This is a genomic window from Bdellovibrionales bacterium (assembly GCA_018266295.1).
GTDB lineage: Bacteria > Bdellovibrionota > Bdellovibrionia > Bdellovibrionales > Bdellovibrionaceae > JACMRP01.
The window spans coordinates 573,076-599,988 of sequence record JAFEAQ010000004.1; the positions used below are offsets into that span (position 1 = coordinate 573,076).

Annotated in this window: 28 protein-coding genes and 1 tRNA gene; 16 read left to right on the plus strand and 13 right to left on the minus strand. The window is 46.7% G+C overall.

The features are described 5' to 3' along the window. Positions 1-82: 82 nt before the first annotated feature. Entirely contained in the window at positions 83-1,624 is a 1,542-nt protein-coding gene (locus JSU04_03175) for an ATP-dependent DNA helicase RecQ (protein MBS1969277.1), read from the plus strand. Positions 1,625-1,647: 23 nt separating this feature from the next. On the opposite strand, the gene JSU04_03180 is transcribed toward JSU04_03175, so the two are convergent. Both JSU04_03180 and JSU04_03185 read right to left on the minus strand, forming a co-directional pair. After that, the gene (locus JSU04_03180) at positions 1,648-2,355 is read right to left on the minus strand and encodes an alpha/beta hydrolase (GenBank protein ID MBS1969278.1); all 708 of its coding nucleotides are present in this window, start codon (positions 2,353-2,355) and stop codon (positions 1,648-1,650) included. 132 nt (positions 2,356-2,487) lie between these two features. Then, a complete protein-coding gene (locus tag JSU04_03185) occupies positions 2,488-3,525 on the minus strand; it encodes a beta-sandwich domain-containing protein (GenBank protein MBS1969279.1) in 1,038 nt (345 codons plus the stop codon). Positions 3,526-3,743: 218 nt separating this feature from the next. On the opposite strand from JSU04_03185, the gene JSU04_03190 reads away from it, so the two are divergent. Continuing rightward, a tRNA-Met gene (locus tag JSU04_03190) sits at positions 3,744-3,820 on the plus strand. Between the two features lie 142 nt (positions 3,821-3,962). Then, positions 3,963-5,054 carry a response regulator gene (locus JSU04_03195; GenBank protein ID MBS1969280.1) on the plus strand — a complete coding sequence of 364 codons (1,092 nt, stop codon included), beginning with the start codon at positions 3,963-3,965 and terminating at the stop codon, positions 5,052-5,054. 341 nt (positions 5,055-5,395) lie between these two features. Here the strand turns inward: JSU04_03195 and JSU04_03200 are convergent, their stop codons facing one another. After that, entirely contained in the window at positions 5,396-6,139 is a 744-nt protein-coding gene (locus tag JSU04_03200) for a c-type cytochrome (GenBank protein MBS1969281.1), read from the minus strand. Between the two features lie 170 nt (positions 6,140-6,309). Next, a complete protein-coding gene (locus tag JSU04_03205; protein MBS1969282.1) occupies positions 6,310-7,356 on the minus strand; it encodes an NAD(P)-dependent alcohol dehydrogenase in 1,047 nt (348 codons plus the stop codon). Between the two features lie 118 nt (positions 7,357-7,474). On the opposite strand from JSU04_03205, the gene JSU04_03210 reads away from it, so the two are divergent. From JSU04_03210 to JSU04_03230, 5 genes are all read left to right on the plus strand, one after another. Next, a complete protein-coding gene (locus JSU04_03210; protein ID MBS1969283.1) occupies positions 7,475-8,602 on the plus strand; it encodes a CapA family protein in 1,128 nt (375 codons plus the stop codon). A gap of 49 nt (positions 8,603-8,651) precedes the next feature. Further along, positions 8,652-9,461: a hypothetical protein gene (locus JSU04_03215; protein MBS1969284.1), complete on the plus strand. Its 810-nt coding sequence runs from the start codon at positions 8,652-8,654 to the stop codon at positions 9,459-9,461. Beyond that, positions 9,458-10,660 (plus strand): hypothetical protein, encoded by a 1,203-nt coding sequence (locus tag JSU04_03220; GenBank protein ID MBS1969285.1) that lies wholly within the window; start codon positions 9,458-9,460, stop codon positions 10,658-10,660. The genes JSU04_03215 and JSU04_03220 overlap by 4 nt, the downstream gene beginning before the upstream one ends. Before the next feature lie 178 nt (positions 10,661-10,838). Then, positions 10,839-12,377: an ABC-F family ATP-binding cassette domain-containing protein gene (locus JSU04_03225; protein ID MBS1969286.1), complete on the plus strand. Its 1,539-nt coding sequence runs from the start codon at positions 10,839-10,841 to the stop codon at positions 12,375-12,377. 359 nt (positions 12,378-12,736) lie between these two features. Then, complete coding sequence (locus tag JSU04_03230) at positions 12,737-13,096, plus strand: helix-turn-helix transcriptional regulator (GenBank protein ID MBS1969287.1); 360 nt, start codon at positions 12,737-12,739, stop codon at positions 13,094-13,096. A 37-nt stretch (positions 13,097-13,133) separates the two neighbouring features. Here the strand turns inward: JSU04_03230 and JSU04_03235 are convergent, their stop codons facing one another. From JSU04_03235 to JSU04_03250, 4 genes are read right to left on the minus strand one after another with little or no spacing between them, the layout of a single operon-like run. Further along, positions 13,134-14,021 (minus strand): EamA family transporter, encoded by an 888-nt coding sequence (locus tag JSU04_03235; GenBank protein MBS1969288.1) that lies wholly within the window; start codon positions 14,019-14,021, stop codon positions 13,134-13,136. Between the two features lie 2 nt (positions 14,022-14,023). Next, the gene (locus tag JSU04_03240) at positions 14,024-14,392 is read right to left on the minus strand and encodes a glycine cleavage system protein H (protein MBS1969289.1); all 369 of its coding nucleotides are present in this window, start codon (positions 14,390-14,392) and stop codon (positions 14,024-14,026) included. 36 nt (positions 14,393-14,428) lie between these two features. Then, positions 14,429-15,844 carry a type I glutamate--ammonia ligase gene (gene glnA, locus JSU04_03245; protein MBS1969290.1) on the minus strand — a complete coding sequence of 472 codons (1,416 nt, stop codon included), beginning with the start codon at positions 15,842-15,844 and terminating at the stop codon, positions 14,429-14,431. A gap of 15 nt (positions 15,845-15,859) precedes the next feature. Beyond that, positions 15,860-16,198, minus strand: a complete 339-nt coding sequence (locus JSU04_03250) for a P-II family nitrogen regulator (GenBank protein ID MBS1969291.1) — start codon at positions 16,196-16,198, stop codon at positions 15,860-15,862. Between the two features lie 212 nt (positions 16,199-16,410). Here JSU04_03250 and JSU04_03255 point away from each other — a divergent pair, with 212 nt between their 5' ends. From JSU04_03255 to torT, 3 genes are read left to right on the plus strand one after another with little or no spacing between them, the layout of a single operon-like run. Then, a complete protein-coding gene (locus JSU04_03255) occupies positions 16,411-17,010 on the plus strand; it encodes a gamma-glutamylcyclotransferase (GenBank protein ID MBS1969292.1) in 600 nt (199 codons plus the stop codon). After that, a complete protein-coding gene (locus JSU04_03260) occupies positions 16,985-17,482 on the plus strand; it encodes a tRNA (cytidine(34)-2'-O)-methyltransferase (protein ID MBS1969293.1) in 498 nt (165 codons plus the stop codon). The genes JSU04_03255 and JSU04_03260 overlap by 26 nt, the downstream gene beginning before the upstream one ends. Positions 17,483-17,530: 48 nt before the next feature. Next, positions 17,531-18,511 (plus strand): TMAO reductase system periplasmic protein TorT, encoded by a 981-nt coding sequence (gene torT, locus JSU04_03265; GenBank protein ID MBS1969294.1) that lies wholly within the window; start codon positions 17,531-17,533, stop codon positions 18,509-18,511. Between the two features lie 11 nt (positions 18,512-18,522). On the opposite strand, the gene JSU04_03270 is transcribed toward torT, so the two are convergent. Then, the gene (locus JSU04_03270; protein ID MBS1969295.1) at positions 18,523-19,209 is read right to left on the minus strand and encodes a hypothetical protein; all 687 of its coding nucleotides are present in this window, start codon (positions 19,207-19,209) and stop codon (positions 18,523-18,525) included. Positions 19,210-19,292: 83 nt separating this feature from the next. Continuing rightward, complete coding sequence (locus JSU04_03275) at positions 19,293-19,685, minus strand: YccF domain-containing protein (GenBank protein ID MBS1969296.1); 393 nt, start codon at positions 19,683-19,685, stop codon at positions 19,293-19,295. A 185-nt stretch (positions 19,686-19,870) separates the two neighbouring features. On the opposite strand from JSU04_03275, the gene JSU04_03280 reads away from it, so the two are divergent. Continuing rightward, entirely contained in the window at positions 19,871-20,986 is a 1,116-nt protein-coding gene (locus JSU04_03280) for a glycosyl hydrolase 53 family protein (protein MBS1969297.1), read from the plus strand. A gap of 12 nt (positions 20,987-20,998) precedes the next feature. Here JSU04_03280 and JSU04_03285 read toward each other — a convergent pair whose 3' ends face one another. Next, the gene (locus JSU04_03285; protein MBS1969298.1) at positions 20,999-21,241 is read right to left on the minus strand and encodes a DUF2917 domain-containing protein; all 243 of its coding nucleotides are present in this window, start codon (positions 21,239-21,241) and stop codon (positions 20,999-21,001) included. Positions 21,242-21,340: 99 nt separating this feature from the next. Here JSU04_03285 and JSU04_03290 point away from each other — a divergent pair, with 99 nt between their 5' ends. Then, positions 21,341-21,781: an Lrp/AsnC family transcriptional regulator gene (locus JSU04_03290; GenBank protein MBS1969299.1), complete on the plus strand. Its 441-nt coding sequence runs from the start codon at positions 21,341-21,343 to the stop codon at positions 21,779-21,781. Here JSU04_03290 and JSU04_03295 read toward each other — a convergent pair. Then, the gene (locus JSU04_03295) at positions 21,778-22,296 is read right to left on the minus strand and encodes an asparaginase (protein ID MBS1969300.1); all 519 of its coding nucleotides are present in this window, start codon (positions 22,294-22,296) and stop codon (positions 21,778-21,780) included. The genes JSU04_03290 and JSU04_03295 overlap by 4 nt on opposite strands. 188 nt (positions 22,297-22,484) lie before the next feature. On the opposite strand from JSU04_03295, the gene secA reads away from it, so the two are divergent. Genes secA through JSU04_03310 form a run of 3 tightly spaced genes read left to right on the plus strand, consistent with a single transcriptional unit; the run spans position 22,485 to position 26,462 of the window. Then, positions 22,485-25,139, plus strand: a complete 2,655-nt coding sequence (gene secA, locus JSU04_03300; GenBank protein MBS1969301.1) for a preprotein translocase subunit SecA — start codon at positions 22,485-22,487, stop codon at positions 25,137-25,139. Positions 25,140-25,144: 5 nt separating this feature from the next. Further along, positions 25,145-25,831: a hypothetical protein gene (locus JSU04_03305; protein ID MBS1969302.1), complete on the plus strand. Its 687-nt coding sequence runs from the start codon at positions 25,145-25,147 to the stop codon at positions 25,829-25,831. After that, positions 25,809-26,462, plus strand: coding sequence for a hypothetical protein (locus JSU04_03310; protein MBS1969303.1), 654 nt, complete (start codon positions 25,809-25,811; stop codon positions 26,460-26,462). Before JSU04_03305 ends, JSU04_03310 begins: the two co-directional genes overlap by 23 nt. Here the strand turns inward: JSU04_03310 and JSU04_03315 are convergent. Further along, the gene (locus JSU04_03315; GenBank protein ID MBS1969304.1) at positions 26,453-26,902 is read right to left on the minus strand and encodes a hypothetical protein; all 450 of its coding nucleotides are present in this window, start codon (positions 26,900-26,902) and stop codon (positions 26,453-26,455) included. The genes JSU04_03310 and JSU04_03315 overlap by 10 nt on opposite strands. Positions 26,903-26,913: the final 11 nt, after the last annotated feature.

Consider the following 26,913-nt stretch of genomic DNA (forward strand, 5'->3'; position numbering starts at 1 on the left):
TCGGACGGGTAAACAGAAGAAATTCGTTATGACTCGGGCATTGTTGTTGCTCTGATAAAGGCTTTCAACGAAAGTAGTGTCTATGCAATCCGCCACTTCTGTGCCATTTGAACATCTTCTCCAACAATCGTTTCTGCTGCCTTCTTTCCGTGGCGGGCAACGCGAGATCATTTCTGCAATTTTGGCGAAAAAAGATGTCATGGCAGTATTGCCGACGGGCGGGGGAAAGTCCCTCTGCTATCAGTTCCCGGCGGTCTATACTCAACAGCTTGTGGTGGTGATTTCTCCGCTGATTGCTTTGATGAAAGATCAAGTGATGAATCTGCAGCGCCAAGGGATTGCCGCCGGTTGCTTGCACTCCGGTCAGTCTGATTTAGAAAAGCGGGCGATCTTTGCTGAAATCAATAAGGGCGGCGCTTTTCTGCTTTATCTTTCTCCTGAGCGTGTTCAGAAAGAAGGGTTTCAGAAGTGGATTCAAGGCCGTCAGATTGCTCTCTTTGCGGTCGATGAAGCCCATTGCGTTTCTCAATGGGGTCATGACTTCCGTGAAGAGTACGGTCAGCTGAAAGTTCTGAAAACACTTCGCCCGGATGTGCCTATTCTGGCTTTGACGGCGTCGGCGACTCCGACGGTGCTTGCCGATGTTTCTAAAAACTTGGGTCTGGTGAATCCAGAACGTATGGTTCATGGATTCTATCGTAATAATCTTTACTATCAGGTTGAACAGTGCGGGGATGAAGACGCAAAACTCTTGATGTTGATGCAAGCAATTCGCCAGACGCCAACAGGCAGAATCATCGTTTATTGCGGCACTCGCCGGGTGACTGAAGAGCTTTCAGGCGCATTGTCACGTACGTTTGATCAGGTTGGTTTTTATCACGCAGGGCTTGCGACCGAAGAGCGCACTGAAACACAAGAGGCTTATGCACGCGGGGATTTGCGAATCCTTGTTGCAACCAATGCTTTCGGGATGGGGATTGACCAGCCGGATGTGCGTCTTGTGGTGCACTTCCAAATGCCGGCGAATATCGATTCTCTTTATCAGGAAATGGGCCGTGCGGGTCGTGATGGTAAACATTCTACATGCTTGATGCTTTATGCGAAGAAAGATAAAGGGCTTCAGTCCTACTTCATTGATAATTCGGATGCGCCGAAAGCGATCAAAAGTGCGCGCTGGAGAAATTTAGAAGCTTTAGTGAATTACTCCGAAGGCGGTGAGTGTCGGCATGCAGAGATTCTGACTTACTATAAGGATTCTCAGCGTATTGAGAGCTGTGGTCACTGCGATAGCTGTGATCCAAAATCTGAGCGTCGTGTGCAGAAACCAGCGAAACCTGTTGTGACTAAACTCGTGAAACCGAAATCACGCAAATCGAAATCGGGTGCTGAGGAAGTTGAACTTGATGATATTCAAGAGCAACGTTTTGAGAATCTCCGTCGCTGGAGAAAAGCGAAAGCTCAAGAGCTCGATGTTCCAGCCTTCGTGGTGTTCAGTGATCAGACTTTGAAGCAATTGGCGTTAAAGAACCCGCAGAATATTACAGACCTAGAAGATATCTATGGTATCGGCGAATCTAAGATCGAGAAGTTCGGCTGGGATCTCCTTGCCGAACTTCAGGGTTAGATCTCTGGTCCTTATCACATAGCCTATATTTGTTGTAACTGCTGAACGACCCATTGAGGGTCGTCTAACGGTAAATCATGTCCTGCCCATGGATGAAAATGAATCGGGCAGCCCCAAGCTTTAGCTAGATTTTTTGAGCAAGACACATTCACAAAATGATCATTTTCAGAGGCAAAAAGGATTACTGGTACCGGCGGCTCTGACGGGAAACTATAATTACCAGCCGCAACGAGTTGCTTAACAAAATTTGCTGGATGAACCGGATGGTCCTCAGACTCTTTTGTCCAATACGGCAGAGCAAATTCGCGGCGCTCGGACGAGTTCGCGGTCATATTGAGGATCTCGCGCTCCATGTCTTCAGTTTTATAACGAGTTTTGTAACCTACAGCGAGGCCGAGCATTTTTAAGTAATTGCCCGGGCGTAAGCGCTCGTAGAACTTAGAATACTTTGCAGAGCTAGAATTAATAAGTACCAACTGCTGAACTTCGGCAGGGTATTTGTCCGCCCATGCCGTTGCGATCATCGCGCCAAGAGAAATTGCAAAGATATGAACCTTTTCACCTTGCTGGATAAATTTGCTCTGGCGGCGGAGTTCCTCCACCATCGTATCCATGTCAGTAGGGCTTTTCTCGTTATAGAGAGTGCCGTTGCCGGGGATCTCGATGAATTCAAAGTGATCGTTAGGGAAGGCCTTTTGCAGCGTTTGAGGTAGGTCGACCCAGTGGCCCACTCCTCTGACTAATCCACGAATTAGTATCCAGTTTCTTTGCATGTTTTTATTTTTTATTAGACCAGGGCGCGAGTCAAAAAAAAAGCCGATAGCTTTTGGCTACCGGCTTTTGAAAAGCTTGTTTACTAGCTCTTAGAACTGAGTCACGAAAAGTTGCGGGTAGCCTTCACGTGAAGTCACGTTGACAACAACGTCGGCGAATGCACCGTAAGACTCTGCACGGATATCGATAGCAGAGATGCGATCGTTACGATTGACGTAAGCACCCACTGTCGCGTTCTGACCTAGAACTGGAGTGTTAGACAATTCGTAGATTGGCATACGTTGACCGTAGTCAGTGACCAAAGCAGCTTCATGCAATTGAACGTTCGCACGCAATACACGAAGTTCTACGTTTGTCAGAGACATCGGTTGTTGCAACTGAATGCGGTACCAACGACCACCACCCTGACGAGTGATTTGGTTGATTTGCGCTGAGCCAGTGTACTGACCGTATCCAGGAGGTGGAGGCGGAGGAGTTGGACGACCTGGGTATGGAGGTGGGTAGCCTGGACCTGGGCGACCCGGTCCTGGGCCCGGACGACCTGGATAACCTGGGCCTGGGCGGCCTGGACCATGACCTGGACCTGGGTATCTTGGTGGACGGTATTGATCAAGACCGGCTTGATCGTAACGAACTTCTTCACGACGAGTTTCATACCAAGAACCATCTTGGCGTGAGCAAGCTACGCCAGAGGTGCTTTCTTGGCGGCCACCTGCATAGATCACGCTTTGGTATTCACGGCAGTATTCGCCAGTGCGGTAGTTGTACCCTTCACGAGTAGATGTGAAGCTTCCGCGTGCGCCGGTGCGGGAACCATAACGGCCACCATCCCAGTTAACGCTTTGACCGATTTGATTTTCAAGACAGCTTCTTTGAGCATCGCCCAACGCGCGGCGATCTGCATCGTCAAGATCACGACCAACGTTACCGCCGATCATTGAACCTGCGATAGCACCGATGATCGTGGCAGCTGTTTTACCGTTACCGCCGCCGATTTGGCTGCCGATAACTCCACCGATAACACCACCGATGATATTACCGACTTCTTCTTTGCCGGCGAATGCTGGTGATGCTGATTGCAAAACAGTGGCTGCGATCAGAGTTCCGAGTAAAGCTTGTTTCTTCATTTCTGTGGCTCCTTCAAAATAAGGTATAAAAAGTTACCAAGCGTTTTAGACGATGGACACTACTCCACAATTTGTGCCAAGTAAAATGGAGCCAAAATGGCCTAGGTAGCTAATTCAATTCGAGTTTTTCTCATGTGGCGGGGGCTCGTGTTGCATGCCGGAAGGTGTTGCTAAATATCTGATTTTTGGTAGTTTTGAGGGAACTAATCTGTCTCGATGGGGGGCTAGCTTAGTTGGTTAAAGCAGCCGGCTCATAACCGGCGGATCGGGGGTTCAAGTCCCTCGCCCCCTACCATTTACAATTTTGGTGTCAGACTGTCGCCTGAGTCCAAGCTGGACAAAAGTCCTAAGGCCCACTCCTGGGCTCCATTGGAAATTTTAAGCTTTAAATTAATTTTGTTTAATTATTTAGAATCAATATTCCGATGGAAAATAGTATGAGCGAAAACAAACCCCTCATTTGTATCGTTGATGACGACACCTTACAAAGTGAAGCGCTAGCTGATATTTTGATCTCTGAAAATTTTCGGGTGATCAACTTTCCGTCGGCAAGCGCATTTCTAAATGCACCTGAGTCCTTTCCAAATTATGATCTTGTGATTTCAGATATCAATATGCCGGGAGCTTCGGGTTTTGATCTTTGTCGGGCTTTGCGAGACTCGGCTTCTTTGATTCGCCTTCCGGTGATTTTAATTACGGGTTCAGATCCGAGTGTTGATCGCGTTCAAGGTGTTGAAGCCGGTGCTGATGAGTTCATCGGTAAACCTTTTGAGGTTCGTCACTTACTTGCAAAGATCCGCTCTTTATTAAGTATTCGTGAGCGCGAAGTGCTGCGATTGAAAGAACTGGAGACCTCCAAAGATTTAAATATCGAATTAGGTCGCTTTGTTTCGCCAAATATTGCTCGTCGTCTTGGTTTTGCGGATCATCAGGGAATTCTGCGGCCTCATCGTGCGGAGGTGACGGTTTTATTTGTGGATCTGAGAAGGTTTACTGCGTTTTCGGAAAAAGTTGAGCCGGAAGAAGTGCTAGAAGTTTTGCATGACTATTATACCGCTGTTGGTACAGCGGCGGTAAAATATAAGGGAACTCTCAGTCACTTAGCTGGTGACGGAATTATGGTTTTCTTTAATGATCCAGAGCCGGTCAAAGATCATCGCGAAGTGGCCATTCATATGGCGCTTGAGGCGCGAGAGGCTCTCAATCAGCACAAAAAAATTTGGGATGAGAGAAACTACGATATCGATTTTGGTATTGGCATTAGCGAAGGTTACGCGACTATCGGCGGGATTGGGTTTGAACAATTCTCACAATACACCGTTATTGGAACAGTAAGCAATTTTGCGTCGCGATTGAGTGACGTTGCAACAGACGGACAGGTTTTGATTTCTCATCGCTTTCTGTCTCGAGTGAAAAACATGGATTGTGTGACAATGCCACTGGGGCAGGTGAACTTAAAAGGAATTGAAAAGCCTGTATCTATCTATAATGTTCTATCGGTTCACGGCTCAGCCCGCTTGGCGGGCTAAGCGCTGATTTATCCGCTGTTTTTTATTGGTCGCCCGAGAACCGGTTGATATCGAGCGGTAAGTCGTTTTTTCGGTCTAAATATTGGGACCCGGACTGCTAAAGGTGAACCAGACTTCACGCCGGCTGTTTTTGTCTATGTCGATGAGGGAGTTTTAATTGGAAGGATCCCGACCGCGCCGTATCAGCTTTTGTTGGATACTAAAAAGTTAAGAAACGGCCGGCACCAGCTTTATGGCGTCCTTTATGGGGTCTCCGCGACGGTAGACTCCAATAAGATTTATATTCATGTAAAGAACTAGTACGTCTGTCGCGCGCATCAACGACATGTCGGTGATGCGACCTAATTGTTCAGAGCGCCGGCTTGAATCCAGTCGTAGAGAGCTTTTTTATCTTGATCACTGACGACTCGTCCTTGTGGCATACGTCCGTCAGAAACCACGCCATAAAGCAGGCTTTGATTCGCGTTGCCTTTAACGATAATTTTTAAGAAGTCATTATAGGTTTTCAGTGTATATCCACCGGCATTGCCGTGGCATCCAGCGCACGTTGATAGGAAGCTGTTGTAGAGATACGAGTATGTGGCCATTGAAGGCGTCGCTGTCGGAGTAGGTGTTGGCGTTTGTTTCGGGGTCGGAGTTGCCGTAGGAGCTGGTGTTGGCGTCATGACCGGAGTTGGGCTTGGGGTTGATGTTGGCAAAGACATAATCCAATCTGCAATCACCCGTTGCTGGTCGGAAGGGAGCATTGCCAAAGGAGGCATGTTTCCTAAAGCGATACGTTGATAGATCAGTGAACTGTTAGGATTCCCAGGGACCACATAGCGAGAAGCTGCAATTTTATTGAGGTCATCAGCAAAAGAGAATCCTGTCCCAGAGGCATTCGAGCCCGCATGGCAAGAAACGCAGTTTTTTTCCATAATGATGAGAGCTTGAGATTTTAGATCGGCGCTGCCTAGATCCATCGCACCGGGGGAGCCGACGGTTTTTTCGACCATTTCGAAGCCGTTTCCGCAGTTTTGAAAGCCAATCAGCAAAGTCACAAGTATCAAGATTGTGACGACACCCTTTTGCAGGCCATAGCGCATGGAATCCTCCCCACGAGATCTTTATTTATATTAATCTGAAGGTGATTTATTAAATAAAGGACTCGCAAGGATTTTCATTTTGAGTCAGGGGAGAAGACCTCTTTCCAAATATACGCTCAAATATGTTGTCCATGTTTTTGTTTGTGCCACATGGACAACGCCTGAACGACTTAATTATTCAAAGATTTCAAATCAATCACGAAGCGGTACTTGACGTCGGACTTGACCATACGATCATAAGCCTCGTTGATTTTCTGAATTGGAATCATCTCGATATCCGAGACAATGTTATGGTCGCCACAGAAATCCAGCATTTCTTGGGTCTCTTGAATGCCGCCGATCAAAGAACCTGCGAGGCTTCTGCGACCCATGATTAAAGCGCCGGCGTGCAATTCTGGCGGCTTGTCTGGAAGACCGACCAACACCATTGTGGCATCCCGGCGAAGCAAACTCAGATAAAGATCGTAGTCATGCGGAGCTGAAACCGTATCAAGAATGAAATCAAAGGTGCCGGTGTGAGCTTTCATTTGTGCCAGATCCTTAGAGATCACCACTTCGTGAGCACCCAGGCGTTTTGCATCTTCGACCTTCGAAGGCGAAGTGGTGAATACAACAACGTGTGCGCCCATCGCATTGGCGAGTTTAACACCCATGTGGCCAAGACCACCTAAACCAACAACTCCGACTTTTTGTCCCTTGCTTACTTTCCAGTGACGGAGTGGAGAGTATGTTGTGATCCCCGCGCACAAAAGCGGAGCCACGGCCCCGAGATCGAGATTTTTTGGAATTGAAAGACAGAACTCTTCACGAACAACAATCGAAGAGGAGTAGCCGCCGTAGGTAGGAGTGCCGTCTTTTTCTTTACTATTGTAAGTGCCGACGAAGCCGCGTTCACAGAACTGCTCAAGGCCTTCGCGGCAAGAGCGGCAGTCGAGGCAGGCGTCGACCATGCAACCCACACCGGCAAAATCACCGACTTTGAATTTTTTAACGTTGTTACCGACCGCAATAACTTTGCCGACGATCTCATGTCCCGGAACCATTGGGAATATTCCACGCCCCCATTCATCCCGTGCCTGGTGAACGTCGGAGTGGCAAACACCACAGTATTGAATTTCGATATGAACGTCATTCGCTCTGAGATCACGGCGCTCAAAAGAAAAAGGTGCAAGAGGGGCTTTAGCAGAAGGAGCAGCATAGGCTTTTGCTTTAAACATGAGATACCTCGCAGAAAATTAGATTGGAGGTTATTTCATAATATGGTCACTCAGAAATCAAGGCTCAGCATAGTGTCCTATGTTAGATAGGTCTTCTTACGCAATCGAAGGAGCCCTTATGCGCAATTTAGTTTTTGCACTAGCTTTGCTTTTGTCTCAAAACATTTTCGCGGCCCAAGACCTATCATTTGATGCAAACTGCCTACGGGCCAATGATCGTGCGACGATTTCTTTTGTAGGGGATATTCTGGTCCACAAGGCAATTTACGAATCAGTGGTTAAAAACTCAAAACGTTTTGCTAGCACGTGGAGGAGAACGATTCCCTATTTTGCCAAGGCCGATTTTTCTGTAGGAAATCTAGAGGGACCCGCCGCTATGGGTATCGATGCTAAGGGCAAAGATCATGGGGATATCGGCTTTGTCTATGACGGCGTTGTATACTCGGGCACGAATTTTGTCTTTAATTATCATCCCCAGATACTCGCGGAACTGAATCAGTCGGGATTTGATCTGCTGACTGTGGCGAATAATCATTCGCTCGATCGCAGAAGTATTGGTATTGATCGCACGCTGCAAGCGGCTGAAGTTTATAAGATGCCGACCATAGGGACGCGGATGTCAAAAGACACCAACGGTGATTTTCATCGGGTGATGGATATCAATCATATTCGTGTGGCATTCATTAGCTGTACAGAAGCGACAAATGGAATGGCGGATCCAGCGAACCAAGTTCTTCGCTGTTACAACAACGAACAACTGATGAAAACGATCAAAGATCTTTCATCGCGGTCAGACATTGATGCAGTGATCGTCTATCCGCATTGGGGAGAAGAGTACGAACCCGCACCGAATAAAAACCAAAAGATTTATGCTCGAAAATACCTAGAAGCAGGCGCGACCGCGGTGATCGGTTCGCATCCACATGTCTTGCAGCCTTGGGAAACGTACCGCACAAAAGATGGCCGTGAAACACTCATCGCATATTCATTGGGGAATTTCCTCGCTGGCCAGCCCGGACTTGAAAAGCAAACAGGAGCAATTATTTACATGGGCCTAAGCAAAGAAGGTCCAGGAAAAGCAAAAATATTCGGAGTCGGATATACGCCGACATATCGTGATGGCTTTGAAATTTATCCTATTGAGTCTGGCGGCAAGACAGACGTGTTGAATCATGCCGCTAAGTATTTCGGAACGAACGGACGCTTAGACTTAGCGACAACTCTTGAGCAAAAATTTTGCAATTAAACAATCAGAGGTATAGCATGATTATATAGCCATTAAAGGAAATATAATCATGCAAAAGCTTCTCTTCATGAGCTTCATGCTCGGTCTTTCCCTGCGCAGCTTTGGCGCAGATATCTTACCAAAAGACTCTTCTCAAGATTTCAAATGTAAAGCGGAAGTACAGAAAGAACTCGAAAAAGTTTTCTCTGGAGTAAGCCCTGATTGGGAACGCACTGTGGACCCGAGCTTTGATACTCAAGCCTTCCGCACGCCGACAGCAAAAACCGGTGAGTGGTACGAGTTACAAATTAGCGAAAAAGAAACACCGAAGTTGTTTTTCTATTCGTCAGCAAAGAATTCCACATCTTCATGGAGCAAAACTTGTAAATTAGCGACGACGAAAAAGCCGGGTCTAGAATTTTTTAAGCTCACAGGTAACGACAAGTCTGAAATTTATGGCGATGCGGATCTCGCAAAGCTTATGGCAGATAAAAAGACGGCGATGATTTATATGTGGTCACCACGCATGGTGTACTCTGTGACTGAATTCACTCGTATGCGTGCGCTGGCTGAGAAAAGAAAAATGGAATTCGTTCCAGTTCTGGATCCGATGGTGGATATCAAAGAAGCACGTGCAGCTATGAAAAAGGCAGGCATTGATTTCCAAATTAAAACTGCGAACTCTCAGCGTGAGCCTTCGTCGATCGCTCTTTATAAGCGCATGAATTCGGTGGAGCTTTATATGAGAAACGGTACGTTGCATTTCCCGACAGTTTTTGTAACGGCAAACGGTAAAATGCATTCTCGCCGTATTATCGGCGTAATGACAAACGATGGTATGAATGCGTCCCTGGATGAAATGATGGGAGAACTCAAATGAAGTACTTAATTACAAGCCTTGTTGTGGCTTTCACAGCTCAGAATGGTTTTGCGAAGTGCGTTCCGGCGAACGAGTATGTCCCATTCATCGGTCAGGCGGCAAAGCCCGATGCCAGTGGTACAGTTCCGGTGGGTATGTATTCTCGAATTAGCCCTGATGGTCGCTTTATCATGCGTTCCTTCTCAGGCAGCGGCCTTAGCACTGTAACTTTGATGGAAATCCAGAAGCAAGCGGATGGCACAAAGGGCGCAAGAGCTTACGAGACGGATTTCAATAACGAAGCTTTTCCGATTCAAGGGACCTGGCGCTTTCTTTCGGACTTAGACGGATCTCACTATCGTGTTGGCGATATTGTTCGCGATCAGAAAAATGCAAAACGTCAGTTCAAGGGCGGAATTTCAGGATTCTATACAGCGGCAGCTGAAATGCCGGGTGCGACCGATGCCAAAATCGAGATTCGTTCCTTGTCTTGGCCAAATTCAAATTCTAACGGTGGCCATGGAATGAATGACACTCAAGGTGTTGGACAGTTGACCAATGAGATTATTACGGTAAAGAAAAACTCTGACGGTTCCTATGACAAAGTAGATTCCAGCAAAGTGTTTTCAATGTGCGACAACCTTCGCAAGACTGATGGGTCGACATTCTCATTGCCGATGATTTCGACGAATGGATCTGAGTTCTCAGCTCTTCCGCAGAATCCAAAAGACCGCCGTATGACGATAAGAGTTTATAAATTCGGCGCAGACAATAAAGAATGTATTCCTTCCGATGACCTCAATGTGCCGGCATCCAAAGCGATCTTTGGCTTTCCGCAAACAGGTAAGTCAGCTCCTTTGGTATTTATGTCGAACTCGGTGATTAACGGCCAAGCTTTGTATGGTATTCACCTCTATGACCGTGATTTGAAACGCACATTCTTCCTAGGGGATCGTACTAAGTGGGTCAGTGCCGATGCTTTTCCAGGCATGACTCGAGATGGTCGTGTGGTCTACGGAGCGAAATGGAAAGACTGCGGAACTTGCGCCGAGAGAACGGGTTACGTTATTACAGACTTCTATCAATCCGAAGATGTGAAGAAGTTCCGTCAGGCTTACCCGGACCAGGCAAAGAGCCTCAAGCAGTGCGTGACTGAAGAGGAGGTCGCGAAAGTAGAAGCGGAGCAAGCTGCTATGTATGGATTATCACAAAGCAAATAAGCCCCGTCAGTTTTCCAGTGGAAGTCCTTTCCATGTTTTGATATAGTTATGGATGTCGGGCTCTGAACCCGACATCTTATGAAATAACTAAGTCTCTCCAGACACTCTTTTATTCAATTACTTACATCAGAATATGATGGTTCGAACCTTATGAGATTCGGCCTTAAGAGGTTTAGTTATGCTAACAGCAAAAGCGTTAGGCTATGCGCTGCCCGAGGGGCGTGCGCTCTTTCAAAATTTAAATTTTACGATCGAAAACAAGAAGTACGGACTTGTTGGAATCAACGGCGTAGGTAAAAGCACGCTCGTCAAAATTCTCGGCGGAGTCTTGGAGCCGTCGAGTGGTCAGCTAATTGGCGCCACTCGTGGAGTCTATTTGCCTCAGTGGGAGGACCGGCCCGAGATGACTGCGGGGGAATACCTTGTGGATATCTGGGAAGGCACTGAAGCCACTCTTCGCGAGTCCTTGCTGAAAGATCTTGATCTTGCAAAGCCTTTGGCGGTTCTCAGCGGAGGGCAGTGGATGCGAGTGCGTCTGCTCCGAGCCTTGGCGCACGCAGGTGATTTGCTGATTCTCGATGAGCCAACGAATGATTTAGATCGCGAATCCCGTAAAGGTCTTTATCATTTTGTGCAAACATACACTGGCGGTTTGCTGATAATTAGTCATGATCGTGAACTGCTTGAGTATGTTGACGAGATTTGGGAGCTCACCAATCAAGGAATTTCTGTCTATGGAGGCGGCTTTGATTTTTATGAAGAAGCCAAAATAGGAGAGCGGGCTCTACTTGCGGAAAGGATTGATACCGCTCGTAGAGAAAAGAAAAAACAAGAGCGTGAACATATCGAGAAACTCGATCGGCAGGCCAAGCGGACACGCCTTGCTGAGAAGAAAGCTCCGGATATGGGAATCCCGAAAATTATTCTGGGTGGCCGCAAACGCCAAGCCCAGGTGACCGCCGGAAAAATCCATTCCGCAGAACAAGAGCGCGACCAACAAAGAGCCGCAGAGTTTCAACAGCTTTTAGAAAAGCAAAAGCAGTCTTCAGAGATTCGCTTAGATTTTTCTTTAGGCACAAAACCGAAAGGCAAAGTGATTTTCAGTCTCGAAAATTTCAACTGTCGTTATGTCGGTCAAGAATCGATGCTGTGGCAACAGCCCATCACTCTGACTTTGTATGCGGGTGATCGCCTCAATATTCGTGGCGGTAATGGCACTGGAAAATCAACTCTGCTGAAGATTTTGACCGGGGTACTCGCATCTGAAAAATGCGAGCGGTATGGTCATGTTTCCGAGATCCTACGAAAATATGTTTATCTCGATCAGAACTATAATCTGCTAGATAACAAACAAAATATTATAGAGAGTCTTCTTGAAGACTGCCGCTATGATCAAACTGAGGCGAGAAATCGTCTTGCAGATTATGGTTTTACCGGCGACAGCGTTTTCAAGTCCATCGGTGTTTTAAGTGGCGGTGAAAGGCTAAGGTTGTGCTTAGCGAAGCTAGCATTCAGTTTAAAGACGCCAGAGGTATGGATCCTGGATGAACCGACCAACAATCTGGATCTTGATAGCTTAGCGGTTTTAGAGGCCGCTTTGAGAGAGTACGACGGCACTCTCATCATCGTCAGTCATGATGAGAGATTCATAGAAAGAATCTCCTGCGGACAATGGCTACAGTTGGTGTCAGCACAAAAAGATCGAAGTGATTTATGATATTTTGCTAGTATGATTGTTAAGGTCTAGAATGTAGTGAGTCATAAATGACTGTTCGATATCAAATTGAAACAGTTCATATTTAACAGGGGACGAGAATGAACGCATTCGGAGTCAGCATTCATAAATTAGTTCATATTTTTGTAAAGAGTCTTTAACAGCGCCTCTGATTTTCGGCATAAATTCCAACAAATTTATGATTAAAAATCGGTTTTAGCAACAGGCGCGAGAATTATTCGGATTGTTTTAAAATTACGGTAAAATTCACTCGGACGGGATTTTATTGATAAGTAAACGGGCGTAAACTTGTAGTTGATTGTTGGTTGATGATGATGAACGTAAAGCAAGGATGGTGAAAGATGAAACAAGTAAAAGCTCTCTCAGATTTTTTAAAAGAGAAACGCACACAGGTAGGTCTCTCTCAGAAGGATGTTGCGGATAAGCTCGGATATAGTTCCGCACAATTCATCTCTAACTGGGAAAGAGGACTTTCAAGCCCACCAATGCACACCTTGAAGAAGCTTGCTGAGATGTACAACGTGAATGTCGACGAGATGTTTGATGTGATCTTGGAATCCACTCTTGAACAGGTCAGAGTAGATTTACAAAAGAAATTCTATAATCACACTAAAAAAGCTGCGAATGGGACTAGTACGAACAATACGACCACTGCCCCAAACGCAAACAGCAGCAGTAGTAGCAGTGGAATTGCACGATAACCTTACGTGAATCATCATAACAAGGAAGAGGGCTGCCCTAATCGGCAGTCCTTTTTTTTGCCTTTTGCAGGGTAATGACGTTACCGGCAAGACAGAGCACGATCCCGGTAGCGATTTCCGGAGTCCAGTGAAAGTTCTCAAAGAAAGACGATAGAGTCAGCGCAATCACGGGGCTCAGGATACTTGTGTAAGACGCTTTCTCAGCGCCTATACGGCCTACCAGCGACAGATAGGCACCGAAGGCGATGACTGAGCCAAAGACCGCAAGATACAGCAAGCTGACCGTGTACTTCAGGGTCCAGTCGGCATGAAAACTTTGTTGCAAAACGAGACCCACTAAAAAAGTAAAAATACTTCCATAGAGCATCCCAAACGCATTTGAAGACATCACCGGAATGTTTTCTTTGCGATGAACGTAAGAAATCAGATTTCCTGCAGAGGCAAATACGGTCGCTACAGCGCCCACAACCAAACCCCAGAGAGAAGTGGAGCCGGATTTGAAACTCAAAATCTCTTGCAGAAAAATGAGCCCGATGCCGAGGCCTCCGATGACAGCTCCGAAAATTACGTTTCGTCGAACGGGGGTTCGAAATAGAAGCCAGGTTCCCAAAATATTATAATAAAGTAGCAATGTGAAAGTGACTGCCACCATGCCCGAGCTGATCAGTCCTTCAGCCACATAGGTCAGCATATAGTTCACAGAGAACATGCAAATACCTTGCGCTAGAAACCAGCGGTGGTGTTTTAACTTAAAATCAAGTGGGAGTCGGAACGCTTTGCAAGCGATGAGTAGAAGAACAGCTGAAATCAGAAAGCGGTAAAAGACTGAGGCAACCGGTGAGGCGGCTCCAAGTTGGAAGGTGATTACTAACCAAGTGGAGCCCCAAATTAAAGTACAGAGAAGGTAAAGAACTAGGTTTCTCAGACCTAGTCCTCATCCTCTTCTTCGTCATCCTCGTCCTCATCGTCGTCGTCATCCTCATCTTCATCCTCGTCATCGAGGTCCTCGGATGCTTCCACGCGGATGAGCCAGCCTTCTTCAAAAGGATCTTCTTGAATTAGAGTTGGATCGTCGATCACAGCAGAGTTCACTTCGAGAACTGTGCCGGAAACCGGTGAATAGATGTCCAGCGGACCGTCGTCTGTTTCAACAGTCCCGCAAACTTCGTCAGCTTCAACTTTGTCGTTTTCAGCTGGAAGGTCGACGGAAGTGATTTCTTCGAAATCTGCAAGGCCCTCTTCGTTGATACCAATAGTGATGATGCCATCCTCTTCTTGGATCCACATATAGCCCATAAAATTTCTTACATCATTGGATGACATAACTCTCTCCTAGATATCGTAGTACAAATGGAATTCGTAAGGCACCGGGCGCTGCTGAACAGGACGAACCTCACGATCAATCTTGTAATTGATCCATGTTTCCAGCAAATCGTCACTGAAAACATCGCCTTTTTTCAAGAATCCGCCATTATTTTTCAAATTCATCAAACTTTCTTCGAGAGTTCCAGGCACCGCAGGAATTCCTGCAGCCTCTTGAGGAGAAAGTCCGTAGATATCCTTATCCAAAGGATCACCCGGGTGAATTTTATTGATGATACCGTCAAGACCCGCCATCAACACAGCTGCTTGCGCTAAGTAAATGTTCGCAGAAGGATCTGGAGTACGGAATTCAATACGTTTTGCTTTTGGATTTGGACCAGAGTTTGGAATACGCATTGCCGCAGAACGGTTTTTGAAGCTGTATGCCAATTTGGTCGGAGCCTCGAACCCAGGAACCAAACGTTTATATGAGTTTGTTGTTGGATTGATAATACCGCAAAGTGCAGGAGCATGCTTCAAAACACCACCGATGTAGTAAAGAGCCAATTCGGAAAGACCTGCATACTTATTGCCCGCGAAAAGATTTTTGCCATCTTTCCACAGAGACATATGGATGTGCATTCCAGAGCCGTTGTCATTGAACAAGGGCTTTGGCATGAATGTCGCAGTTTTCCCATGACGGCGAGCTACGTTTTTCACGATGTATTTAAACCACATCATTTTATCGCCCATTTCAAGCGCTGAATCATAACGGAAGTTGATCTCTGCTTGTCCCGCAGAAGCCACTTCGTGGTGATGACGTTCAACGATCATACCGGCGCGCTCAAGCTCCAAGCACATTTCAGTGCGGATATCTTGTTGAGTGTCGGTAGGAAGAGCTGGGAAGTAACCTTCTTTTTGGCGGATTTTGTAACCGAGATTGCTGCCGCCTTCGTCGCGTCCTGTGTTCCAAGCCGCCTCTTCGCTATCAATCATGTAGAAACCAGAATTGTTGGTTTGTTCATAGCGAACGTCATCGAAGATGAAGAACTCGGCCTCAGGACCGAAGTAAGCTGTATCTGCAATACCAGTGGATTGCATGAACGCAACCGCGCGTTTCACCACTTGGCGCGGATCGCGGTCGTAAGGTTGAAGCGTTTCAGGCATGCAAACGTCGCAAATGAAATGCAGGGTCGGTACTTGCATGAAAGGATCCATTTTCGCAGTCGAAGGATCTGGCAAGATGATCATGTCAGATTCTTCGATTCCGCGCCAGCCGCGGATAGAGCTGCCATCAAAACCCAATCCATGTTCAAAGATTTCCATGCTGAGTTCAGCAAATGGGATGGTGATGTGTTGCCAAGTTCCGACTAAGTCACAGAACTTGAGGTCGACCATGCGGGCGCCTTTATCTTTACCGAATTGCAGAGCTTGTTGTGCGTTCATATGTCTCCTTTATGATTACAACGCTTCTTCGTTTTTTTCACCGGTTCGTATCCGCAGCACACTCTCGACAGGCAATACAAAGATTTTTCCGTCTCCAATTTTCCCTGTACGCGCAGTCTTCGCGATGGCCTCAACAGCAGCGTCGCAAAGTGCACCTGGCACGACCACTTCAATTTTTAATTTTGGTAGAAAGTCGACGACGTATTCGGCACCTTTATAGACTTCAGTGCGTCCCTTTTGTCGTCCAAAACCGCGGATCTCAGTGACACTAATACCTTCGACTCCGACTTCCGCGAGAGCATCAACTACGTCGTCAAGTTTAAAAGGCTTAATAATAGCTTCAATTTTTTTCATGAGATCTCAAGTTATTAGAACGATAGCAAATTTGGCTTTTTAGTCAAAAGCCACCATCGTTAACGCAAGACAAAATAATTCGAGTAAATACCCGAGAAATTTTCTAAAATTGCTTCAATTCTGAATTCAATCGCTTGCGGGCCTATGTGGTTTCTGGTACACACTCGAGCACTGCAAAAAGCTTATTGTTGTCGCAATTTCGGGGGGGATTCATGACTACAACGCGTTTTTTTGTCTATGGTTCATTGTGCGAGGGGATGGTTCACTTTTCTAAGATTCAAAGTTTTATTGAATCTTCTGTTCCAGCTCAGATCCGCGCCACAGCCTACAGACTTAAAGTCGGTTTTCCTGCTCTGATTAATTCTGGAGCAGATTTGGTTCCCGGTCATCTCGTTGAATTACGCTCTTCAGATCTTTTGATTGCTCTTTTAGATGAGTTTTTTGGCTATAATCAGCAAGATCCGTCTAAAAGCCTCTATCATCGCCAAGAAACTCTTGTGTCCATCGAGGGCGAAAACGTTGAAAAAGCGTGGGCTTACTTCTTGAATCCAATGAAGTTGCCGGCAAATGCAACGCCAATTCATGGCGGAGATTGGCAAAAGTCCCTCGAGGACCAGCCGGCAATGACCCAAAAGCTGACTGATAAGCAGAAATGCTACATTTCTAAGCTAGGGAACTCTTCTGGGCGTGAGATCGTACCTATCGACTTACAACTTTACAGAGAACTCATGAACTTAGAGCTGATCGTAGACAAGGGCCGAAGACTTGCGCTATCTAAGCTCGGTCATGAAGTCTACAGACACCTTGCCTAAGCCGACATTCAAAATTGTGCTCATCGAGCCCGAGATCCCACAAAACACGGGGAACATCGGGCGTACGTGCGTAGCTACGAACTGTGAGCTTCATGTTGTTGGCAAAATGGGCTTTGAGATCAACGATAAAAATTTGAAGCGTGCGGGCCTCGATTATTGGCCGCATCTGACCTGGTATCGCCACGAGACCTTCGAAGATTGGTTGAAGCTTGTGACGGATCCAACGCGCATGTGGCTTTTCACCACGAAAACTCAGCGCACCTATTTTGAACCGCAGTATCAGCCTGGAGATTGGTTTGTTTTCGGAAAAGAGACCAAGGGTCTTGCTCCGGATTTCTTGGCGAAGTTTCCAAATCAGACCCTCACCATTCCGATGATCGGTGAAGGCGCCCGTAGCTTGAATCTCGCTACTAGTGTTGCGATTGCGGCCTACGAAGGTGTGCGCCAACTGGGTTTTTGCCAGAAGACATAATTTATTTTCTATCCCGTGAGATCCCGTAAAAGCAGTATAATGCCCTCTATGAAGGTCTTTTTTATAACTCTTATGTCTGTGTTCATCGCGCTGACAGCGAGTGCGAAGCCTTTGAAAATCTGCGCACTCCTGCCTCATGCAAAGGACCGTTATTGGTGGGGGATTGCTTATGGTCTTAAGGATGAATCCGAAAAGATGGGCGTGAAGGTTGAGATCTTCTTAGCTGATGGCTACAGCTTTTTAGGCCAGCAAAAAAAGCAAATTCTCCAATGTAAAAATCAAAAATTCGATGCCATGATTCTAGGCGGTATTTCGCGTGAGCAACTCTCCATTCCTCTGGAAGAAGTTCGTCAGGCAGGGATTCCAGTGATTGATTTAGTAAATGGTGTGAATTCTTCGGCGATCGTTGCAAAGGCGACGGTGAACTACCTAAAGGTGTCGGATAAGATCTTTGATTTCATTATTAAACATGCTCAGGCAAACAAGTTAAAAAAGCCTATTCGTATTGTCGTGTTTCCAGGACCTAAAGGAGCTGGCTGGTCCCAAGACACTTACTCTGGATTTATGGCGAAAAGTAAACACAAGGACGTGCAAATTTCTTTTGGTGGGTTTGAAGACACAGGCATTTATCAACAGATGAGTCTTATTCGTGACTATTTCTCTGACAGGAAGGCTGATTACATTGTTGCTAATGGTGTGGCGGCCTTGGCAGCCAGTCGCTATTTTGGCTATAAGCACGATAAGCAACAAGTGCCTTATATTATTTCAACGTATGAAACAGATGAAATTATCGAAGCACTAAAAGACGGTAAGATTCTTGCGACTTCCACGGAAAAGCCCGTCGTCTTGGCGAGACAAAGTATTCACCTTGCTATTGAGGCGATAGAGAACACGATAAATCAAAGTCGTTTTCAAAGTGATATCGGGGTTGCGACGAAAGAGAATATTGGTAAAGCCCATCTTGACGAATCACTTCCTGGGAAGGGCTTTTTCTTTGAATCCAATATTCTCAATCGAGAGAACAAGTAGCGTATACTTTCTTAGAATTGCAAATTAGGACATTTGTTATTCAAGACGCTCTTCAATTGAGCATCGTCATATCTAAAGATTACATCATCATCCGCCGTGTAGCGATAGACATCACCATTTGCGAGCTGACATTGGCGAGCATCTGCGTCTTTGAACATGATTTTATTTTTTGAATTTTGACTTGGGCTAGAACCAATTTTGAAACCGCCGTCTAACATCAAGCCATCGTTCTTTGTGAACTCAATGCCGCCACGGTTATTAGGATTCACAGAGTAGTCTTGCGTGATTTGTGAACCGGAAACGCTGACCAAAATTCCTTTTTGAGAATTGAAGACAAAAACTTTTCCGCTTGGTGTTGTGACACTCAATCTTTGTGTTGCGGCATCGTGGCTGTAAGAAAGGTTGCCTTTGCCACGTGGGAAGAAGCGGAACTCACGAGCCGCCGTCGTTTTGCTTTCGTCACCAGGACCATAGGAATTGAAAATCATGAAGAGGCCGTCATCATCAAAAAGGAAGTCGCGATAGATCAGAGTCTGGTAGGCATCGCGGGGGTGAACCGTCAGATAGCAGCCATTTTGGCCATCAACCATCTGCACTTGAGTGCCACCAAAGATTTCGTATTTATCTGTGCAAGCTGCTGAAGCTGCGTGGGCTGAGGATAGAAAACCAAGAGCAACAAAGATGCTGAGTAATTTCATCGGGACCTCCAGTAAAAATTTTATCTGGAGGCACGTGGAGCCAGTCAACGAGGACCCATAAAATATGGAGAAACACAGACCTTTTATTTGAAGACTATGGCCTTTCCGATAGGAGCCAAAGAGATACCGGCGAGCTTAAAGTGTTGAAGACCAAAAGGGATGCCAACAATAGTGATGCAAAGCCCGATACCAAAGAACAGGTGCACCAGAGCCAGCCACCAGCCGCAGAAGACAAACCATAAAATATTTCCGATCACGCCGAGGGCGCCTGTGCCGATGTCTGCGCCACTGACATGCTCGCGATCGACAACGCGGGAACCAAAGGGCCAGAGATTCAAAAGACCAATGTTGAAAGCAGCACGAGCCCAGGGAATGCCGACGATCGAAATCACCATAATAATTGCAGAGGTGAACCACGATATCGCTGTAGTCCATCCACCGAAGAGAAGCCATAAGATATTAAGAATGAAGTTCATGACGAAATACTCACACGGGTTTGTTTGAAAAACCAGTGATTAAATCTCAACGTGAGATGGCGGTGGGGAGTCATGGTTCGCCAGCGAATACTTTTATCATGAAGACTGTCATCGCTTTGAGACGGCGCGCCGATGTTGCTAGAGGTCCTCGGTGGTCTTGTTACACTGAAGAAGTTGGGGGAATCATGTCATTTTCAAAATCTTTTTCTACAATGGCCTCTTTATTACTGATCATCGGCTGTACGGGTGGGCACTTTTCCGTGCCAAATGTCGCTTCCAGCAGCGGGAATCAGTCATTGGGATCTGTCGGTGGGTCAACTCCAACGCCAACACCGTCAGTGAGTCCCACGGCGACACCTTTGCCGGGGGCGAGTGTGACGCCGACTCCGACGATGACACCGACGCCAACTCCCAAGGCAAGTCCAGTGAATCAGAATATCGTGCTGGGTGTGAACGGGCACGATGGTCGCCAGTATTATCCGCTCACACAGTCTGAAAATTTGTTTAAGCTTCTCGATTCAAAAAACTTGCGCTCTTACCGTGTCGATGCGGATCCTCGAAATTTTACTCTGTTAGACGAGATGGTTCGTTTGCAGAAAAAGTACAACGTGAATGTGCGGCCGATGGTGTATCCGCTGACGAAAGCTGATGGTTATACGCTCGCAAAAAAATACGGCGCTGATATTAAAATTTGGGAAATCGGCAATGAACAAGACTACTCAAAGACCGGCGCTCAAGATCGCATCAATGCCATGGTGACCATGTACCAGGGCATGAAGCAAGCATCTGACGAATTGGGTTTGAATCTGAAGTTTACGATCAACGTGATGGCTTGTAATAGTGACGACACCTCAGCAACTGCTCGCTGCCCGAATGATAAAAACGGCGCTATGTGGTTCTTAGATATGGCGAAGGCTTCTGGATTTAATTTTGATTACATCAGCTTTCACTACTATGCGTATCTGAGCGACAAGGGTTACTGGTACGATATGTATTTCGGCCAAATGCGTGCAATGGCTACGAAATATAAAACGAAAATATTCTACAACGAGGTCAACTGCGCCGATATTTATCAGGGCAATACCGACGGCGGTAAGGCTGGTGATAAGGCTTGCTACGATAGCATGAAGCAGCTACTGACCGAGGTGAATGCCAACCACAAAGACATTATCCAAGAGATCAATATGTATGAGCTCCTGGATGAGCCAAACAATGACGGTGTCGAAGCTCACTTTGGCTTGATGTATGATCTAACCAAACCAAAAGAGCTCTTTAACCTCATAACATCATTTGCGAAATAGAGTTTTCGGCGTCTAAAGTTCGTAGCTCTCTAGTTTAAATTCAATGGTCTGAACTTCGAGTGTGAGGTCTTCAAGGGCCTCGACCACCATGCCGTTGTGAGTGGCGGGAAGTGTTTCGCCAAGATTCACGACGTAGTCGTCGGGCACGCCCGTATAGGTTACCCAAGCCATCCCTGACAGCACTTTGTAGGAGCCCCGTTTTAGTTCCTTGGGTCTCCAGAGCTCGCCTTTTTGTAGCTTAATCTGGTAAATCATATGTATAATAATACCTAATTTTGTTAACAAAATTCTGTCAAAATGGCAGGTTCTATTAAAATACGAATGGCGTTCAGGTTCGCCGGGAGGAGACACCCCATGATCGATGCAACAGACAGAAAAATATTAGGTTTACTGAGACAAGACTCGCGCATGCAGTACGCGGAGATCGGTAAAAAGGTGAATCTGTCGGCTCCAGCCGTTCATGCCCGGGTTAAGAAGATGGAAAAAGAAGGTGTCATCCGGGGCTATACCGTCGACATCGCGCCTGAAGCCTTGGGACTTCCGATGTGTGCTTTCATCCGGATCGCAAAGAGCCGGGGGCTTTCAATTGATATCGCTAAACATCTCCAGAAAATCGAGAATATCGAAGAATGTCATAGCGTTGCCGGTGAAGACTGCGTGATGGTCAAAGCCCGCGTGCAATCCCCATTGGAGCTGTCAAAGCTCATCGATAAGGTGCGAAGTTTGGAAGAAATCGACCGCACCTTGACAGTTGTTGTTTTAGAAACACATTTCGAAAGAGGACTTCAGCCCTAGAATTCCTCAAAGGTGCATTTGTCTTTGTTTTTGCGAACACGAGGCACCTTGAACACTTGATTGTGGAAGGAAATGTAAAACCCAGGTTGCAGGAGTTTTGCCGCAAGCAACGCTTCAGTCACATTCTGGGCGGCGTCGCTGTCGTCGAATCCCATTGGAATCATCGCGCCTGTGAAAACCACTGGGACGTGGGGTGTTCCGAGTTCCTTGAAGCAATGTTCTGCGGAAACACTCATGGTGTCAGTTCCGTGCAGAACAACGATGGGGCAATTTTTCTGTGCTTGATCTTTGATGGTGGCCGCAATCAGGACGCGATCCTGATCCGTCATGTACAGGGAGTCTTTGCTGAGCACCGGAACGACGATGATGTTTGTGTAAGGCAGGCGCATCTTGGAAAGGATCCGGTTACGAATACTCGTGCCGCGATTTTCGAGCGAGCCATCGAACTCATTATAAGTTTTTTCGATGGTGCCGCCGGTCGTGATAATAACAACGTCTTGAATGGGAGTGCTCATGGAGGAATCCTATGCGTGAATAAGGTAAAAAGCTCTCCTAAAAATCTTAAAAAATCTAAATTTTTTAAACTTCTCTGCTCCCGAAGGGCCCGCCTGGCTGAAAGTCCGACCTAACACGTCTTGTCCAGGAGGCAAAAATGCCCTGTTTTCTTGCGGTTAATCCACTTTGGGACTATTCTCGGTGAACTATGGTAAATGAAATTCTACGTAAAATTTTTGGTACTAAACACGATCGTGAAATGAAGAGAATCCGTCCTATCGTGGACAAGATCAACTCTTACGAACCTGCGATGCAGGCTCTTAGCGATGAACAGCTCAAAGCAAAAACTCCGGAGTTCCAAAACCGTTTGAAAAACGGCGAAACCGTGGATGACATTTTGCCAGAAGCCTTCGCCGTTTGCCGTGAAGCTTCGAAGCGTGTGCTCGGCATGCGCCACTACGATGTGCAAATGATCGGTGGCATCGTTCTCAATCGCGGCTCGATTTCTGAGATGAGAACGGGTGAAGGTAAAACCCTCGTGGCGACTTTGCCGGTTTACCTGAACGCGCTCACTGGAAAAGGTGTTCACGTTGTAACGGTGAATGATTACCTCGCTCGTCGTGACGCTGAATGGATGGGTCGTCTTTATGGCTGGCTCGGTCTTACGACGGGGATCATCGTTCACGGTCTTTCTGATCAACAACGTAAAGAAATGTACCGCTGTGATATCACTTACTGCACAAACAACGAATTGGGCTTCGACTATCTTCGTGACAACATGAAGTTCGAACTCGAAGACTATGTTCAACGTGAGTTGAACTATGCGATCGTGGATGAGTGTGACTCCATCTTGATCGATGAGGCGCGAACGCCGCTCATTATCTCTGGTCCTGCAGAAGCTTCGACGGACAAGTACATCACTATCAACAAAATCATTCCTCAATTGAAGCGCGACGTGCATTTCAACATGGAAGAGAAAACGAAAACGGCTTCTCTGACTGACGAAGGGAATGCGAAGGTGGAAGAACTTTTGGGTCTTGAGAATCTTTACGATCCAAGAAACATCGACATTCTTCACCACGTTTACCAAGCATTGAAAGCTCACTACCTCTATCGTCTTGATGTGGAATACATGATCAAAGACGGCGAGATCGTGATCGTCGATGAATTTACCGGCCGTTTGATGCCGGGTCGTCGCTGGAGTGACGGTCTTCACCAAGCCATCGAAGCCAAAGAAGGCGTTGAAGTGAAGAACGAGAATCAGACTCTCGCAACGATTACTTTCCAAAACTACTTCCGTATGTACAACAAGATCGCGGGTATGACAGGTACTGCCGATACTGAGGCGACAGAGTTCAAAAAGATCTATAACCTCGATGTATCAGTCATTCCAACGAACAAGCCGATCTTGCGTATGGACCAAGAAGACGTCGTTTACAAATCTGAAGCGGCGAAGTTCAAAGCCATCGCTGCGGATGTCCGTGAGCGTTCAGCAAAAGGCCAGCCGATCCTGGTTGGTACTGTGAGCATCGAGAAATCAGAAGCTCTCAGTGCTGCATTGAAACGTGAAGGCATCCGTCATGACGTTTTGAATGCAAAAGCCCATGAACGTGAAGCGGAAATCGTTGCTCAGGCTGGCCGTAAAAACGCCGTGACCATCGCGACGAATATGGCGGGTCGTGGTACCGATATCATGCTCGGCGGTAATGCCGAAGTGATGGCGAAGAAAGCCGTTGATGACGAAACATCACCGGAATACGCAGAGGCTCTTGAGAAATTCAAAAAGCAATGTGCTGAAGAACGCAAAGAAGTTGTGGCGGCTGGTGGTTTATACATCATCGGTACAGAACGCCATGAATCTCGTCGTATCGACAATCAGTTGCGCGGTCGTTCGGGTCGTCAAGGGGATCCAGGTGAGTCTCGCTTCTACTTGTCACTCGAAGATACGTTGATGAGAATTTTCAATGGTGAACGTATTCAGAAGATCATGAGCATGCTCAATATCCCTGAAGACGAACCAATCACGGCGAAAATGGTGACGAACGCAATTGAAGGTGCTCAACGTAAAGTGGAAGGCCATCAGTTCGATATCCGTAAGCACTTGATCGATTACGATGACGTGATGAACAAACAAAGAACTGTGATCTACCGCATGCGCCGCCAAGTTTTGGATGGCCAAGACGTAGAAAGAACGATTCTTGATTTCTTGGGCGATATCACCTCAGGTCTTTTGGACACTCACATTCCAGAAATGGGCAAAAAAGAAGAGTGGAACCTCGAGGCTTTGAATACAGCCTTGTCTCAGCAGTTCGGCATCCGGTTGGATTTCGGCTCCGTCGCGGCAAACTCTGAAGCGATCACAGACACAGTCAGCAAAGCGGTGAAAGAGGTTTATGAACGTCAAAAGGCGTCCATGGGCCCGTTCTTCCCACAAGTTCAAAAAATGATTTTGCTTCAATCCATCGACAATCACTGGAAAGAGCACTTGCAAGTGATTGATAAACTCAAAGAGGGTATCAATCTTCGCGGTTATGCTTCGAAAGATCCTTTGATCGAGTACAAAAAAGAGGCCTTCAACGCGTTTGAAAACCTCAACAATATCATCAAAGGCGATGTGATTGAAAAGCTCATGAAGGTTCAACTCGTGGCTCAAGAGCCGGGCGCTGAAGAAGTGCTCGAAGGTATGAGACCCGAGGCGGCTGACTTGAGCGATTTGGATTACTCTTCACCAAGTGATTCTGACATCGGTGTGATGGAAGAGGCAGCCCCTGCATCTGAAAGACAGAAAATGACTTTCAACCGTGCGCCGGCTGATGATTCTAAAATGAACCGTGCGGATCGCCGCAAAATGAAGAAGAAATAGTCGCTGTGGCTCAGTGCCCTGTTTGCCAGTCCGAGATTGTGATTAATTCGCAGCACTTTGGGACTCTTTTTACATGTCCCAAGTGCAGTGCGGTTTTCTTTGTCGACTGGGGCGGGCAGCCTGAAGCCGCGGCAAGTTCTGAAAATTTCAGTAGCGATGAAATTCCTGATGCCCTTGAAACCTCTTCTGGCGAACTACTCAATGAAGAAGGGCCTGCTGTAAATCAATTCGGCGGGGACCCAATGAACTTCGAGGTGGCTCCTTATGAGCAAGAACCGGTTCCGCATGAAGAAGTTCCTGCGGTTGAAGTTACCGAAGAAGAAGAAATTAACTACGACTTCTCGCAGCCAATGGGCGCGACAACTCCGCAGCCAATGACACCGTTAGAACCAGAGTCAAATCCACTCAGTGATATTGCAGATTTCGGCAATGCAGATTTAAGCCAATCGGCACTCAATTATACGATTACAATCTCCGGGATTGATTCGGGTGCTCTTCGTACCCAGATCCAGGAGGCGATTACTGACTCCAAATTTGGTTGGAACGTCATTCAGATCATGGCCCAGATTAAGGGCGGGGTTTTGACAATAAGATCTGTGAATGCCGTAAAAGCCAGTATACTGATTCAAAGGGTGAAGTATCTCCCGGTGAAGATCAGTTGGAGGCAGGATGTTCTTTCAAGCACTGTCTAAAATCCTTATTGCAGCTTTAGCTCTGAACCTTTCTTTGGGGACGGCCGTCGTTTATGCAAACGAAGGCAAAGAAGAGAAAAAAGAAGAAAAGAAAGAAGAGAAAAAGGGCGAAGGCAAAGAGGGTGCTAAAGAAGGCGAAGGCGGCGGCGAGGGCGAAGGCAGTGACGCCCAGAAAAAGCAGGCCAACGAAGCTACGGAACTGCAAGCCAAAGTCCAAGCTCTGCAAGCTAAGATCAAATCCAAAGAAGAGAATATCCAAAAGCTGATCGAAGAAAAGAATCATACCAAAGATCCCGACAAGGTTGCTGAGATCATCAAAGAAATGGTTGCTGATCATAAAGAGATGAGCAAGATGATCGAAGAGTACGAGCAAAATCGTAGCTTACTTCGTTATCGTTATCCTGAAAAAGGTTTTGCTGGCGGCCGTACTTACGAGCGCATGGAAGTAAAACCACTCGATCAAATGGAAAATCAAATGAGCGTTGAAGCGAAGCTCAAGCGCAATCTCAAGACTGTGCGCTCTCAATATGGCGAAACTGCCGATGCGAAGAATCCGAAAAAGAAAAAGCCAGGTCAGAAGCGAGAAACAGAGGCTCCGTCATTGACAGAGCCCCTCGTAATTCAGAAGTAGTTATTGCATTGCATGGAGTTTGTGAAGAAACGAACTCCGTTATCCAACGAAAAATCCACAGTTCCGTTGTGCGGATGATCCAAAACTTTTCCGATATCAGCGATCGTCACATAAGCCGCAAGATCCTTCATCAAAGCGTTTGAAGGCTTGAAACTGCGAAGTTCTGCGTAGCCATTGCCATAGTTCACAGCGCGGCTGCTTAATGACAGCTTCTCTGTTCTAATCACAGAGTTTGTTGTGCTGAGGATCGTCAGCTCCATTTCATTTGGAGAAATGCGAAGCTCGAATGGCAAGTTGACAGTGCCTGCAGTTCCCTGAAGGTAACCAGCACCTTTGCAGTACCAAGTTGCCAGGCCGCCATCGTTGACCTCATGGCCTGCTTGAGCGCTGAGGCTAGCGAAAACCAAGAGAGCTGAAACAAAAGAAATAAGAATTCTCATAACGTTCCTCT

Bases quoted from the DNA above. Each gene is read 5' to 3' on its own strand.
- JSU04_03175 (MBS1969277.1), top strand. From the start codon at position 83: ATGCAATCCGCCACTTCTGTGCCATTTGAACATCTTCTCCAACAATCG.
- JSU04_03185 (MBS1969279.1), bottom strand. From the start codon at position 3,525: ATGAAGAAACAAGCTTTACTCGGAACTCTGATCGCAGCCACTGTTTTG.
- JSU04_03195 (MBS1969280.1), top strand. From the start codon at position 3,963: ATGAGCGAAAACAAACCCCTCATTTGTATCGTTGATGACGACACCTTA.
- JSU04_03200 (MBS1969281.1), bottom strand. From the start codon at position 6,139: ATGCGCTATGGCCTGCAAAAGGGTGTCGTCACAATCTTGATACTTGTG.
- JSU04_03205 (MBS1969282.1), bottom strand. From the start codon at position 7,356: ATGTTTAAAGCAAAAGCCTATGCTGCTCCTTCTGCTAAAGCCCCTCTT.
- JSU04_03210 (MBS1969283.1), top strand. From the start codon at position 7,475: ATGCGCAATTTAGTTTTTGCACTAGCTTTGCTTTTGTCTCAAAACATT.
- JSU04_03215 (MBS1969284.1), top strand. From the start codon at position 8,652: ATGCAAAAGCTTCTCTTCATGAGCTTCATGCTCGGTCTTTCCCTGCGC.
- JSU04_03220 (MBS1969285.1), top strand. From the start codon at position 9,458: ATGAAGTACTTAATTACAAGCCTTGTTGTGGCTTTCACAGCTCAGAAT.
- JSU04_03225 (MBS1969286.1), top strand. From the start codon at position 10,839: ATGCTAACAGCAAAAGCGTTAGGCTATGCGCTGCCCGAGGGGCGTGCG.
- JSU04_03230 (MBS1969287.1), top strand. From the start codon at position 12,737: ATGAAACAAGTAAAAGCTCTCTCAGATTTTTTAAAAGAGAAACGCACA.
- JSU04_03240 (MBS1969289.1), bottom strand. From the start codon at position 14,392: ATGGGCTATATGTGGATCCAAGAAGAGGATGGCATCATCACTATTGGT.
- glnA (MBS1969290.1), bottom strand. From the start codon at position 15,844: ATGAACGCACAACAAGCTCTGCAATTCGGTAAAGATAAAGGCGCCCGC.
- JSU04_03250 (MBS1969291.1), bottom strand. From the start codon at position 16,198: ATGAAAAAAATTGAAGCTATTATTAAGCCTTTTAAACTTGACGACGTA.
- JSU04_03255 (MBS1969292.1), top strand. From the start codon at position 16,411: ATGACTACAACGCGTTTTTTTGTCTATGGTTCATTGTGCGAGGGGATG.
- JSU04_03260 (MBS1969293.1), top strand. From the start codon at position 16,985: ATGAAGTCTACAGACACCTTGCCTAAGCCGACATTCAAAATTGTGCTC.
- torT (MBS1969294.1), top strand. From the start codon at position 17,531: ATGAAGGTCTTTTTTATAACTCTTATGTCTGTGTTCATCGCGCTGACA.
- JSU04_03270 (MBS1969295.1), bottom strand. From the start codon at position 19,209: ATGAAATTACTCAGCATCTTTGTTGCTCTTGGTTTTCTATCCTCAGCC.
- JSU04_03275 (MBS1969296.1), bottom strand. From the start codon at position 19,685: ATGAACTTCATTCTTAATATCTTATGGCTTCTCTTCGGTGGATGGACT.
- JSU04_03280 (MBS1969297.1), top strand. From the start codon at position 19,871: ATGTCATTTTCAAAATCTTTTTCTACAATGGCCTCTTTATTACTGATC.
- JSU04_03285 (MBS1969298.1), bottom strand. From the start codon at position 21,241: ATGATTTACCAGATTAAGCTACAAAAAGGCGAGCTCTGGAGACCCAAG.
- JSU04_03290 (MBS1969299.1), top strand. From the start codon at position 21,341: ATGATCGATGCAACAGACAGAAAAATATTAGGTTTACTGAGACAAGAC.
- JSU04_03295 (MBS1969300.1), bottom strand. From the start codon at position 22,296: ATGAGCACTCCCATTCAAGACGTTGTTATTATCACGACCGGCGGCACC.
- secA (MBS1969301.1), top strand. From the start codon at position 22,485: ATGGTAAATGAAATTCTACGTAAAATTTTTGGTACTAAACACGATCGT.
- JSU04_03310 (MBS1969303.1), top strand. From the start codon at position 25,809: ATGTTCTTTCAAGCACTGTCTAAAATCCTTATTGCAGCTTTAGCTCTG.
- JSU04_03315 (MBS1969304.1), bottom strand. From the start codon at position 26,902: ATGAGAATTCTTATTTCTTTTGTTTCAGCTCTCTTGGTTTTCGCTAGC.